This is a genomic window from Pollutibacter soli, assembly GCA_029269725.1.
Taxonomy (GTDB): Bacteria; Bacteroidota; Bacteroidia; order Chitinophagales; family Chitinophagaceae; genus Pollutibacter; species Pollutibacter soli.
Map to the genome: position 1 here is coordinate 232815 of JARJHS010000002.1, position 14939 is coordinate 247753.

The window sequence follows — 14939 nt, forward strand, 5'->3', positions numbered from 1 at the left end:
TTTAAGCGTTTATTAGATCAGATATGGGCGACAATAACAGGAATTTTGATGTGATCGTGATTGGTTCCGGCATCAGTGGTGGCTGGGCAGCGAAAGAATTTTGTGAAAAAGGGCTGAAGACCCTTGTACTTGAAAGAGGACGGGATGTACGTCACGGTAAGGACTACCCGACAACGAACATGTTGCCATGGGAATTTGAACACCGCGGGCAGCCACCGTATGAAATTCAGAAAGACAATCCGGTGGTAAGCCGTTGCTATGCTTTTCGTGAAGATGCAATGCATTTTTTCGTGAAAGACAAAGAGCATCCCTATGTACAGGATAAGCCATTCGACTGGATCCGCGGATACCAGGTGGGTGGAAAATCATTGCTTTGGGCAAGACAGACGCAACGGTGGAGTGACTATGACTTTGAAGGTCCTGCAAGGGATGGTTTTGCAACCGACTGGCCGATCAGGTACAAGGATATCGCACCCTGGTATAGTTATGTAGAAAAATTTGCCGGCATTTCCGGAAACAAGGATGGTATCGACACACTACCTGATGGTGAGTTTTTACCAGCGCTGGATCTGAATTGTGTTGAAAACCATTTCAAAGATGTTGTTTCTAAAAACTATCCGGGCAGGCATGTGATCTATGGTCGTTGCGCTCACTTAACGCAGCCTCAACAGATTCATCTTGACCAGGGAAGAGCACAATGCCAGAAAAGAACCTTGTGCCAGCGCGGTTGTCCATTTGGTGGATATTTCAGTAGTAACTCATCGACGATTCCCTGGGCAGAAAAAACAGGCAACATGACTTTGCGTACAAATGCAGTTGTACAGTCTGTAATTTATGATGATAAAAAAGGGAAAGTCACGGGCGTAAGAATATTTGATTCAAATACAAAAGAGACCATTGAATTTTATGCGCGTGTGATTTTTGTAAATGCCGCTGCGCTGAATACTAACCTTATATTGTTGAATTCAACATCATCACGTTTCGAAAATGGTTTAGGAAACGACAGCGGTGTTCTTGGAAAATATGTAGCATTTCATAATTATCGCGCCCGTGTTTCCGGTGTATATGAAGGATTTTTGGATAAGAAAACAGATGGTCGTTCCCATACCAGCGCGTATCTTCCACGGTTCAGAAATGTAAAGAAACAGGAAACTGATTTTCTCCGCGGATATGCTGCGGGATTTGGCGGAGGGAGATCTAACGAAGGTGTCAACGCGCAGTTTGGTGTTGATTTAAAAAATGGAATTGATAACCCGACGTTGGGTCCATGGCGGGTGGGTTCACATATGATGGGTGAAACAATACCAAAAGAGTCAAACACATTAACTCTCGATCCTGTGCAGAAAGATGAATGGGGAATGCCACTGCTGAAGATCAATATCGATTATGATGATAACGATGAAAAGATGGTAAAGGATTATCTCGAACAATTATCAGAGATGTTTGCGAAGGCCGGCTTTACTGATATCAAAACCAGCGATTCAAAACAGGCCCCCGGACTTGACATACATGAAATGGGAGGCGTACGTATGGGAAATGATCCAAAAACTTCCGTTCTCAATAAGTGGAACCAGATGCATGCATGTAAGAATGTTTTTGTGACTGATGGTGCATGCATGACTTCCACATCAACACAAAATCCTTCATTGACGTATATGGCTTTCACTGCGAGAGCCGCCGATTATGCGATACAGCAGATGAAAAAAGGAGAAATTTAGTAAGGAGTAAAGAGGCAGCACACCTGGTGGGAACTCTTTAGTAACAGGCAGATAACTGATATACTGCTTTGCATCTTTTTGCGAAATTAATTAACGGACTGACACTAACTTTTTGAAATTATTTCGATGTGACAGTATCTTTAAAAATGGTGCTGATGCTATTCCCTATTAGCCAGATCTCCTGCCCTGCCTGCCGGCAGGCTGGCTCCCTACTCCTGCCTTTGATGACATTTCACTCTCCATAACGATGGACCATACATCAAAACCGGTATAAAGAGAAAATGGAGCTTAATCCACTTGCCATGCATGCTGCCTGGTGGAAGTATAATTGTTTTATCTCCGGAAGTTTATTAACTTATACGACTCTGGTCCTCGTGAAAATTTCCGCCAGGCTCACTTTTGAAATCAGGATCTGTTAGTTGCGCCTGCTTCCAAATTAAAAATTAGCGTGATGAAATCAAGAATACTATTTTCAGTAGTGGGGATCCTGCTATCGTTTTATTCAACAGCACAAAACAACTACTTCTCAGGGACAGGTGCTGGCATTCAGAATACCGGGAACAACAACTCATTTGTTGGCTCGTATGCCGGTTGGTATAATATTGCAGGCAGCAAAAATAGTTTCTATGGATCGAGTGCCGGCCAGCGAAATACCTCTGGTAATTTCAATTCTTTTTTTGGAGCTCTTACCGGATATTATACTACGTCCGGTTCCGGCAATAGTTTTTTCGGGCACATAGCTGGTCAAAACAATACGACAGGTTCCAATAATAGTTTTTATGGGTTTAATACAGGCTTTTTCAATGGTTCAGCGAACTATAATAGCTTTTTTGGTTTTCAGGCCGGTTACAGGAATACGGCGGAAGCAAACACGTTTATTGGTGCTTATGCGGGACAGGCAAATACCACTGCGTCCGGAAACAGTTTTATCGGGTACGCCGCGGGCTTTTCAAATACCTTAGGCAGCTCCAATAGCTTTGTTGGGTATGGAGCAGGCTACGCGAATGTTACCGGCATCAACAATACGTTTTCAGGCTTTGCAAGCGGTAACTCAAACACCACCGGTTCAAGAAATAGTTTTTTTGGTAACAATTCAGGCAGGTATAACGCGACCGGCGGCTTTAATAGCTTTTTTGGTAACGATGCCGGGATTTCAAATAAAGGCTCTTACAATACTTATATCGGAGAAAGCGCAGGTTACCGTGGTGCCACGTCAAGTTATAACAGCATTGTCGGAGCTTCGGCCGGATATGGTATGACAACCGGCGTAAACAATGTGTTTGTCGGCTCCTTTGCCGGCTATGCTAATGCAGCCGGTAGCAGTAATGTTATTATTGGAGCCAGTGCAGGAGTAAATAATACCGGAAGCGCAAATAATTTTTTCGGATATGCCTCGGGGTATAGCAATACCACCGGATATAATAACAGCTTTTTTGGACACCGGTCTGGCACGAACACGACAATTTCCGGCAACAATACTTTTATGGGATACGAAGTGGGGCTGGCTAATACATCAGGCGGCAACAATAGTTTCTTCGGCAGTGCTGCTGGTGGAAAGAACACTACGGGCAACTACAATAGTCTTTTTGGTTATGCGGCGGGGTATACCAATTCAACTGGCAGCGGTAATTCCATGTTTGGGTACCGCTCCGGTTATAATACCAGTACCGGTGCCAATAACAGCTTTTTTGGTTTTTCAACCGGAGAAGACAATTCGATAGGTGCCGGTAATTCATTTTTCGGATACAACGCGGGTGCAGACAATAGCCTCGGAAACGGAAATAGTTTTTTTGGTGACCAGGCCGGTTTGATAAATACCACCGGAAGCTATAACACCGTTGTCGGAGGATATACAGCATACAATTCCAAGACCGCATCTTATAATTCAATTTTCGGTTATGCTTCCGGGTTTGCCAACACCACCGGGAAAAACAATACGTTTATTGGTTATGCATCCGGTGGTGCAAATACAACGGGAAGCAATAATACCGTACTCGGGTATTTCGCTAATTTCTCATCAGGCATTCTTACAAATGCGACTGCGATTGGTAATGCTGCTTATGTTTCAGCATCCAATTGCCTTGTGTTGGGATCGATCAAAGGAGTAAACGGAGGTTTGATTGATGCAAAAGTGGGCATCGGTACGAGTGCGCCTGCGTACCAGTTACAGTTATCAACAGCCAGCGCAGCCAAGGCCGGAAGCTCGGCATGGATCGTAGCATCAGACAAAAATCTTAAAAAAGATACCCGAGAATTTAAAGACGGTCTGGAGGTTTTAAAACAATTCAAACCGGTTCGGTTTCATTACAACGGACAGGCAGGCCTGGCCACAGATAAAGAATTTATCGGTGTGATTGCACAGGAGGTACAGGAGTTTGCACCTTATATGATCGGTCAGTTTATTTACGAGGATACGACAGGAAAAAAGCAACAATTCCTGGATTACGATGCCACAGCATTGCTTTATATCCTTGTGAATTCAGTGAAGGAACAACAGAAAAATATTGATGAAAAACAGGAACAGATAGATGCCCTGGAAACTAAAATCGACGACCTGGAGAAAAAAATGGAGATGCTTGAATTGATGATCAGAAATGGTGGAAACAGTGGCGGATTGAGTTTGTCTCCTGCTGATGCAAAACTCTGGCAGAACGCGCCAAATCCTTATAATCAGACCACTATCATCCGGTATGAAGTGCCATCAAATGTGAGAAAGGCATTCATCAGATTATATTCCCTCACCGGCCAGGAGTTGTACAGTGCAGATATTTCCGGAAAACAAAAGGGTGAAATTAGTCTTTCAGCGCACCAGTTTCCCGCAGGAACATATGTTTACAAATTAACCGTTGACGGAAGGATTGCTGATAGCAAAAGACTGGTCCTGGTAAAGTGATAACATTTGTTAAAGCAGCCATACAAAATTTAGATTTCGTAATTTAGGCCCGCAAATCTGAAGCTATGGCAATTGATGTTAGTACGCAGATACCTATCGTGGACGGATCCAAAATCACAAAAGAGGAGTTTTACCGTGATTATTACAGGCCTCAGAAACCCGTCGTCCTCCGTGGTTTATGGAAACAGTATCCTGCGTACACCAAGTGGACCATGGACTATTTTAAAAAGTCCATGGGGAGTATTGAGGTTGGCCTGTTTGGTAACCGTAAAGAGGACATTGCCAAAACTTTGCAGGTTCCCAATGCGGTAATGCGCTTCGATGATTACCTTAACCTGATCGAAAGAGAGCCTACCGATCTAAGGCTGTTTTTGTTCCCGGTATTCAAGCATAAGCCTGAACTTTTAAAAGATTTCGGATATCCTAATATTGCAGGTCCATATATCAAAATTCCTTTCATGTTTTTCGGACCGGCGAAATCTGTTGTGCGTATGCACCAGGATATTGACATGAGCAACGTTTTCCTCACACAGTTCCATGGTCAGAAACGTGTGGTACTTTTTCCTCCGAGTCAGTCAGATTTGTTATATCGTCTGCCGTTTAACGTCCATTCCATAGTTGACATCGATCATCCGGATTATGAAGAGTTTCCGGGCTTGAATTATGCGAAAGGCATGAGTGCTTTACTGGAACACGGCGATACGATCTTTATGCCGAGCGGTTACTGGCATCATATCGAATATGTCACGGGCGGATTTGGTCTTGCCATCAGGACAGTGGCGAACAAACTTCCGCGCCTCACCCGTGGTATCTGGGGCTTATCGGTGCTCAGGATTACTGATAATATCGCGAGGAAGATCAATGAGAAAAAATGGTTCGAGTATAAAAAACGCGTGGCACATAAGCGTGCACTTCGTGCGATTGAAAAGATCCGCGAAAAACAGCCGCCATTAAAACTTGAGCCGGCACATTAATTTTTTTACATAACTAATTCTGCTTTTGGAAAGAAGGGATTTTATCCGGAACTCCGGTCTGCTCGCTGCTGGTTTGGCAATGGGGTCAACAGATCTGCCATCATTTCCAACAACCAATCCCGCTCCGGAATGGAAAGGCTTTAACCTTCTTGACTTTTTTCAACCGGAACCTTCCAGCAGCAGCAGGGGAAAAACGACAGCCGAACACCTGAAATGGATGCGCGACTGGGGTTTTGATTTTATCCGCATCCCCATTGCATATCCATATTATCTCGATATCGACCGAAAGCAGAATATTACACCGGATGACGTGTATAGGATTAACCATGCACGCCTGGAAGAAATTTTTAAACTCACCGAACTCGCTCAACAGCATGGGCTACACGTAAGTCTGAATCTTCATCGCGCACCTGGATATTGTATAAACGCCGGGTTTCACGAGCCCTTCAATCTTTGGAAAGACAATGCGGCTCAGGAAGCATTTTACTGGCATTGGGCGCTTTTTGCAAAACAGTTCAGTTCCACATCAAACAAAAAACTAAGTTTTGATCTGCTGAATGAACCCGCCATGCGCGAGGACATGAATGATCAGTTCAGTAAGTCCGGTCCTGTTCCCGGAGAACTTTACAGGAAAGTGGCGAAAAAAGCAGCTGAAACTATTCGTAGTTATAACAAAGACCATCTCGTGATTGCTGATGGTAACAGCGTTGGCAACCAGGTAATACCTGAAATCAAAGATCTCAATATCATTCAAAGTTGTCGCGGTTATGTTCCGGGAAGTATTTCTCACTATAAAGCTCCGTGGACGACAAAAGAACCTGATAAAGCACCCCTTCCGAAATGGCCTGGCCAGGTTGGTAACCAATACCTCAGCAAAGAAATGCTGGAAAAATATTACGCACCGTGGATTGAACTTTCAAAATCCGGCGTGGGTGTTCACTGCGGAGAATGTGGCGCGTGGAGAATGACCCCTCATGATGTTTTCATAGCCTGGTTTACTGACCTCACTGATATACTCAAGGCAAATAAAATCGGTTATGCGCTCTGGAATTTTGTCGGTGATTTCGGTATTCTGAATTCCGGAAGAACTGATGTTAATTACCAGGATTGGTATGGTTATAAACTTGACAAAAAACTTCTGGATGTAATTCGTCCCGCCTGAAACTTTATAAGTCCGGGTTCCTGAAAACCCATTTCCATCTTAGCATTGAAACCAGACTTGCCTCTGCATCGAATGATCATTTTTTACAATTATTGAAAAAAATGCCATTTTTCAGAAAAATCAAAAAAAGGGGATAAAATTTCATCCTTGTACATCATGTTGACTTAGCATGTATTTTTAATATCGTTATTTGATCTACTGAGGAGAGGAAATATTCTAAAAACAGGCGTTGTAAAAACCAGTCACATGAAAGTTCAGATCAGATTTTTACTGATTATGTTTTCAGGGATCATTCATTCCAACCTGTTTGCCCAGGAAAAGCCGTCTGCAGATGCACAGGCTTTGGCCGACAAATTAGCCAACCCCGTCGCCAGCATGATCAGTGTGCCTTTTCAAAACAATACCGATTGGGGGATAGGTACATACAATGGTTCAAAAAACACCCTGAACATTCAGCCGGTAATTCCAATAAAGCTCAGTTCAAATCTTAATCTTATCACACGATACATTTTACCCGTGGTTGATCAGCGCGATATCACGGGTAATGATACTCACCAGTTTGGTCTGAGTGATATGACTGTCAGTGCATGGGCGTCGCCTGCGCAACCGAAGAACGGATTGATCTGGGGATTTGGACCGGCATTGCTGGTGCCCACAGCTACCGATAAATACCTCGGAACAGAAAAATTCGGTGCAGGTCCTACAGCATTGGTGTTAAAACAGGGGAAGGGAATGACCATTGGTTTTCTTGTTAATCAGCTCTGGAGTGTGGCTGGTAATGGCAGCCGGCAGCCGGTGAACCAAATGTTCCTTCAGCCTTTCTTCGCCAGGAGTTTTGCCAGTGGCGCCAGCCTGGGAGGAAACTTTGAACTCACACAGAACTGGCAGGCAAGTACAACAACATTGTTTTTCAACCCTACGATTTCAGGGATCACAAAAATCGGCAAACAACCCATCCAGATGGCTATCGGTCCCAGGATCCCGCTTGCCGGACCAGAAGCCAGTAAGCCGAAATTCGGTATCCGTGCAGTCTTGATTTTTGTTTTTGCCGGATGATTCCGGGGGATTGCCATTTGATATTCATACTAATTAATTTATACCATGGCTGGATTATTGCAGCGCCTGGAGCATTGAAATTTCGCTATGAAAAAATTCGCAATCATTTTAATTTCCTGGCTGTGCTTTCTTTCGATGATCACGGCAAACATTCTTGCGAATGCAGTGCCTTTAAATGACCTGAGCACGAAAGCCGTTTCTGATTTGTATCCAAACTATTTTGTACCGGCTGGCTTTACCTTCAGCATCTGGTCATTGATCTATTTTTTGCTTTGCGGCTTTATGATTGTCGCAACCAATGCCGTTATTAAAGAGAAGCGGGGAGTGATGATGGATGCAATACAATCCGTGTTACCGCTTTTCTGGCTATCGTGCATTTTAAACGCATCCTGGATTTTTGCATGGCATTATCTACAGGTGACCCTGTCAGTAATGATCATGATTTGTTTCCTTGCCACGTTGATTTCAATATATGCGCGACTGCAAAACTATCGTCACGCATTGTCACCCAGTGACAAACTCTGGGTATATCATCCTTTTATTGTTTATCTCGGCTGGATTTCCGTCGCCACGATCGCAAATATTACAGCATTTCTCGTATCAAAAAACTGGAGTGGCTTTGGTCTTGAGCCAACTGCCTGGACATATATTATGATTACAGCCGCGGGTCTGATTGGTGCATATATGGTTTGGATCCAGCGGGAATGGGCGTTTTCTCTTGTTGTGGTTTGGGCTTTTTTCGGAATTTTCAAATCAGAACTTCGCAAAACAGAAATCAATAGCAATTATGTTTTATATGCACTGATTTTTCTTGCTGGTATTACAATACTAAGATTTCTGTTTCGCACAACTGATCACCGCAACAAAAAACTATCTCGTTAAGTCTTGAACAAGAACTTTACATCGCGAAAAATTAGAAACCAATTAGTATCAAGTGTAAACGTCCCTAAAAAGTATCAATTTGTAAAAACGAAAAAATTTCTTCTCGGCTAAAATTCTATTGCACACTGGATTACAATCAGAACCGGAAGATGCCCAATTGCCTGTATTGCATAAACAGAATTTGTTAACTAATTTTACTCTTCTCTGAAATCAGATTCTATTAAAAACTGGCCTTAATCATTACAATTACCTTGTAAAACCAGTTGCTGTCGCCTTTCAGTCGGACAGTTTTTCACGTAGTAGCAATAGTAGTTTGAATATCCTGATGACCGGAAGGAATTCCTGTTGTCATACCTTTTTGAATACTTAAAGAATAGTCTGAACCCATGTGCAATTTTTTCCGACCCACCACTAAAAAAATTCTGTACAGCATTGCATTGCTGTTCACTGGTTTGATCATATCAGTTGCTGATTATGCGCAGGTGAATTTCTCTATGAGTACACTGACCGGCGCTTCCCTTGAATCTTCATCCTCATTGCAATTTGGTCCTGACGGACGATTGTATGTGAGTAATACTGCAGGTCAATTCCGTGTATTTACAATCAGTAAATCAGGTACGAATACCTATACGGTAACAAATACTGAAATCATCAACGCTGTTTTGGAAATTCCGAATCACAACGATGATCTCACTCCCTACACTTATTATAACGTCAGGCAGGTTACAGGCTTCATTGTAACAGGAACGGCAGCTAATCCGGTAATTTATGTTTCTTCCAGTGATCCGAGAGTCGGTGGCGGTGGCGAAGCGGGAGACGTAAACCTGGATACAAATTCTGGTATGGTTTCAAGATTAACCTGGAACGGCAGTTCATGGGAAAGAGTTGATCTAGTGCGAGGTCTTCCGCGTTCAGAAGAAAACCATGCAACAAATGGTTTGCAACTTGATCCCGCAACCAACACACTTTACCTGGCTGTCGGAGGTCACACAAATGCCGGGGGACCCTCCACCAATTTTGCTTTTATCAATGAATATGCTTTATCTGCAGCTATCCTTAAAATCGATTTGAATGTAATCAACAGTTTACCTGTTCGCGGATCGGCGCCTGATAAATATGTTTATGATCTTCCAACATTAAACGATCCTTCACGTACTGATATCGTTAATCCGGATTATAATCCTTCACTGCCTGGTTCACCGCAGATGATTGACCAGGGTGATCCCTTTGGTGGTCACGATGGCTTGAATATGGCGAAGCTGGTACCGGGCGGACCAGTGCAGATCTATGCCGCGGGTTACCGGAATGCCTATGATATCGTAATTACAAAAACGCCTGGCCGCGAAGGCAGGATGTACACTATTGATAATGGAGCGAATGGGGGCTGGGGTGGTTATCCGAAAAATGTAAACACTCCAAGCGTTAACAACGAGTATATGGTCGGTGAACCCGGATCAACATCTTCCTACCAGGGAATCCCGATGGTCAATAACCTTGATAACCTTCATCTCGTTTCCAAACCTGGAATGTCTCCTGTTTATGGAGGTCATCCAAACCCTATACGTGCGAATCCGGCCGGTGCTGGTCTTTCATGGAAAGATGATGCAACAGGTGTCGCTAATTTCAGCTTGAATCCTACGAGTGACTGGCCACCGGTTCCTCTTTCAATGGCTGATCCTGCGGAAGCAAACTTCCTGATGCCAGGTGCCGGTGATAATGCACTTACAACATGGACGGCGTCAACAAATGGTATTGCAGAGTATAGCTCAAACTCTTTCTTCAACGGGGAACTGGTGGGTGATTTGTTTGCGGTTGATTTCGTTGGTACACTCTGGCGCCTTAAGCTCAATGCAGAAGGTACACAGGTAGTTACTAAAGAAGTATTTGCAACAGGATTTAGTCCATCACCTCTGGATGTTACAACACAAGGTGCCGGCGAAATATTTGACGGTACAATCTGGGTTTGTGATTATACATCCAACCAGATTTTTGTGTTCACGCCAAACGGAGAATCAAATGTCGTATGTACCGGACAAAATACAAGTTACACTTTGGATGATGATGACGATGGGTTCAGCAACGCTGATGAAACAGATAATGGAACAAATCCGTGTAATGCGTTAAGCTTCCCGCCTGATTTTGACGGTGATAAAATTTCAGATAAGAATGATCCTGATGATGATAATGATGGTATTCCGGATATAACCGATGTGTTTCATCGCGATGCCACCAACGGAATGAATACGAGCAGTACAATACTGTATCCTTTCCTCAATGGAAATCCGGGTACTGGTTTATTTGGATTAGGATTTACGGGATTGATGTCTAATGGTGTTACTGATCCTGATCTTTCTTACAATCCTCAGGATCCGGGTCTCATCATGGGAGGCGCAGTAGGACTCGCAAGTTTCCCGGCAAACCAGGGAAGTGCTGCCAGCAATAATCAGAAAAATGGATTTCATTTTGGATATAAAATTCCATCTGCTACAACCAAATTCAATATTGAATCAAGCCTGATCGGACCTTATTTCAACAGCCTTCCAAGCGCTGTTTTAAATAGCAATTTCAGGCAGGGCATTTACATAGGAACGGGTACACAATCCGATTATGTGATGGTGGGTATCAGTGGTGTTGATGGTGGTGAAACTCCAGGTCTTCGGATAATGAGAGAGACAAACAACACTGTTGATTTTAATACGCTGTATCCTGTTGCAAATATTCTTTCTTCCAGCAACATCTATTTGTACATGCAGGTTGATCCGGCCGCTGGAACGATCACAATTAAATACAGTACGAATCAGAATACAACACCTGTTGCATTGGGTTCACCGATTTCAGTAAGCGGTGCTCTTCTTGCAAAATTCACAGGTGCGCAGGCAATAGCAGTAGGGTTGATCGCGCAATCCGGTGATGTTGACACATACGCCGCACAGTACGATTACATGAACATTGTGCCGGAAGGTGTTGTACCCACAGCCATACGCATCAATGCAGGCGGACCAGCGTTTACCTATGCCGGTGAAAGCTGGATGGCTGATCAGTATGCTACTGGTGGAAGTACATATGATGATGCTACTCCAATCGCCAATACTGTAAATGATCAGTTGTATCAGTCAGAACGTTTCGGAGAAATGAGTTATGCGATTCCTGTGAACAGTGGAAATTATACTGTGAGGCTTCATTTTGCCGAAATATTTTATACTACACCAGGTTCGCGTGTGTTTAATGTGAATGTTGAAAACGGGCAAGGTATACTGAATAATCTCGACATCGTGGCTGATGCGGGCGGTGGATTTACAGCTACTGTAAAACAACTTGCAAACATCAATGTAACTGATGGTTTCCTGAATATCAGTTTTACAAATGTCCTTGACAATGCTAAGCTTTCAGGCATAGAAATCTTCAGCACGGGTGCTGCAACAAATCATGCGCCTGTACTTGTAAATCCTGTTTCTGATCAGGGCTTTACTGCAGGTACAACCAGTGCAAGCATTAATCTTGCAAATGCATTCACGGATGATGGTGGCGTGGCCAACCTGGTGTATAGTGTCGTGCAGAACAGCAACCCTGCACTGGTTACTTCATCTGTAGTCAGCGGTACACAACTTAATCTTTCATTACAACCAGGTCTTGTTGATTCAGCAATGATCACAATCAGGGCTACCGATGCACAGGGTCTGTTTGCAGAAGATCAATTTAAAGTTGTGATTACAAATACTCCTCCTCCGGCTGTATCACTGCATATCAATAGCGGAGGATCGGGATACACTTTCGAAGGAACTACATGGCTGGCGGACCAGTACTTCACTGGTGGTTCTACATATTCAGATAATCCGCCGATTGCAAATACTACAAATGATGCGCTGCATCAGGATGAGCGATATGGAACTTTTGGTTATGCTGTGCCGGTACCCAATGGCAACTACACTGTTAAGCTTCATTTTGCTGAAATATTTTACACGGCCCCAGGTTCTCGCGTGTTCAATGTGAATGTTGAAAACGGACAAGGCGCATTGACTAATTATGATATCTATGCAGATGCCGGTGCAGCAAATACTGCTGTTGTAAAACAGTTTGTTGTCGCTGTGGCTGATGGAGTATTGAACATCAGTTTTTCCAAGGTTCTTGACAACGCAAAACTTTCAGGTTTTGAAATTATCAGCAGTACCGGAACACCGCCAAATACAGCTCCGGTGGTAGTTGCACCGATTGTTGATCAGCAGTTAGCATCAGGTACAACATCAGCAGACATCAATCTGAATAACGTATTTAACGATGATGGCGGTGCAGCAAACCTTGTATTTAGTGTGAGCGGAAATACAAAACCTGCATTGGTAACTTCAGCAACCATCACCAACGGACAGTTGCATTTGATACTTGCATCAGGAATGATTGATTCATCAAAAATCAAAATCAGGGCAACAGATGCAGCCGGATTGTTTGTAGAAGACGAATTCCTGGTGAATGTGTACAGTGGCACCACACCTCCGTTGCATATACGCATAAATGCAGGTGGTCCGGCATTTACGTTTGAAGGAACTACCTGGAACGCGGATCAGTATTTCACCGGTGGTTCAACTTATAGTGATAACGCACCAATTGCCGGTACAACAAATGATCAGCTATATCAATCTGAGCGTTTCGGAAATATAACTTATACGATCCCTGTACCGACCGGGGGATATACTGTGAAACTTCATTTTGCAGAAATATTCTACACCGTTCCGGGATCGAGGATATTTAATGTGAACGTGGAGAATGGCCAGGGTGTGCTGAATAATTATGATATCGTTGCCGCTGATGCAGGAAATGGATTCACTGCGCACGTTGAAGAATTTAGTAATGTCAATGTAATTGATGGATTCCTGAATATCAGCCTGGTTAATGTACAGGACAATGCCAAAATATCCGGAATTGAGGTAATCGCTACCGGCGGAAGTGGAAACGCTGCACCGATAGTGGTCAGTCCGATAACGGATAAGCAATATGTACTCGGAACAACTTCAGCTCCGGTGAGTCTTTCCGGTGTATTTAATGATGATGGCGGAGCTGCAGATCTGACATATACACTTTCATCAAATTCAAATACTGCATTAGTAACAGCAATAAACATTTCAGGTACAAATGCAGTCCTTTCGCTGGCATCGAACATGACGGGTTCTGCACTGATAAAAATAAAAGCAACTGATGCACAGGGATTATTTATCGAGGATGAGTTTATGGTGACTGTTGCAGAACAGGTGGCAACACATATCAGGATTGCTAGTGGCGGTGCAGGTCATACATTCAATGGTGAGGTGTGGAGTGCTGATCAGTATTTTACCGGTGGAAATCCATACAGCGAGTCGATTGCAATTGCGAATACCACCAATGATCTTTTGTATCAGAATGAACGTTGGGGCAATGTGGTGTACAACGTACCAGTAACGGCTGGATCATATACTGTAAAACTGCATTTCGCGGAAATTTACTGGACGACCCCAGGTAACAGGATATTCAATATTAATGTTGAAAACGGACAGGGAACACTCACTAATTATGACATCGTTGCAGTAGCAGGCGCCGGCGCAACTGCGGTTATTCAGCAGTTCAATGGTGTAAATGTTACTGACGGTTTTGTAACCATCACACTTACTTCAGTTTCTGACAACGCAAAAATTTCAGGAATAGAAATTATCTCTTCGAACAATACACGAAAATTAAATAGCGGACTTGACGCACGCACAACGGACTACCAGGTAGATCTCAACTGGAATACTTCTATCACTGAAGGAAAAGTTGAAATTGAAAGATCTGCCGATGGTAAGCATTTCGAATCCATACATAGTATAATTGTACATGCAAAGTCTAATAAAACAACAGAAGGAAGAATTGCTGATATGTATCCTGTCAGCGGCACTTCATGGTACAGATTGAAAACGGTAAATGCCTCGGGATCAGAAATCAATTACAGTGATGCTAAAAAAGTCGTATTCAATAAAGCCGTACAAAGCTTTATGGTTTATCCGAATCCGACTACAGGTACGTTGTTTATTGAGCTGGCAAAACAGCCTGGTGAACAGGAGAATGTGAAGATCAGGGTGATCAATATGCAGGGGGCTGTTGTATATCAGCAATCACAGCATCAACGGAGTGGATTATTGCTGAGAGTGTCCCTGCCTTCCGGTTTAAGTAATGGAACTTATATTGTTGAAGTGGAGAAGAACGGAAAAAAATATCCTTCGAGATTTATATTGAACAGATAAAACATAAAA

Annotated in this window: 7 protein-coding genes; all 7 read left to right on the plus strand. The window is 43.3% G+C overall.

Annotation, left to right across the window (positions count from 1 at the left end):
• Positions 1 to 23 precede the first annotated feature (23 nt).
• The 7 genes from P2W82_RS05620 (at position 24) to P2W82_RS05650 (ending at position 14930) form a co-directional block, all read left to right on the plus strand.
• Positions 24 to 1718 (plus strand): GMC family oxidoreductase, encoded by a 1695-nt coding sequence (locus tag P2W82_RS05620; RefSeq protein ID WP_336514869.1) that lies wholly within the window; start codon positions 24 to 26, stop codon positions 1716 to 1718.
• Positions 1719 to 2169: 451 nt separating this feature from the next.
• The gene (locus P2W82_RS05625; RefSeq protein ID WP_336514870.1) at positions 2170 to 4611 is read left to right on the plus strand and encodes a tail fiber domain-containing protein; all 2442 of its coding nucleotides are present in this window, start codon (positions 2170 to 2172) and stop codon (positions 4609 to 4611) included.
• A 65-nt stretch (positions 4612 to 4676) separates the two neighbouring features.
• Positions 4677 to 5585, plus strand: a complete 909-nt coding sequence (locus P2W82_RS05630; protein ID WP_336514871.1) for a cupin-like domain-containing protein — start codon at positions 4677 to 4679, stop codon at positions 5583 to 5585.
• Positions 5586 to 5610: 25 nt separating this feature from the next.
• A complete protein-coding gene (locus P2W82_RS05635) occupies positions 5611 to 6747 on the plus strand; it encodes a glycoside hydrolase family 5 protein (RefSeq protein ID WP_336514872.1) in 1137 nt (378 codons plus the stop codon).
• Between the two features lie 246 nt (positions 6748 to 6993).
• Positions 6994 to 7803: a hypothetical protein gene (locus P2W82_RS05640; protein WP_336514873.1), complete on the plus strand. Its 810-nt coding sequence runs from the start codon at positions 6994 to 6996 to the stop codon at positions 7801 to 7803.
• Positions 7804 to 7890: 87 nt separating this feature from the next.
• Entirely contained in the window at positions 7891 to 8685 is a 795-nt protein-coding gene (locus tag P2W82_RS05645) for a hypothetical protein (protein ID WP_336514874.1), read from the plus strand.
• Positions 8686 to 9071: 386 nt separating this feature from the next.
• On the plus strand, positions 9072 to 14930 hold the full coding sequence (locus P2W82_RS05650) for a malectin domain-containing carbohydrate-binding protein (RefSeq protein WP_336514875.1): 5859 nt from the start codon (positions 9072 to 9074) through the stop codon (positions 14928 to 14930).
• Positions 14931 to 14939: the final 9 nt, after the last annotated feature.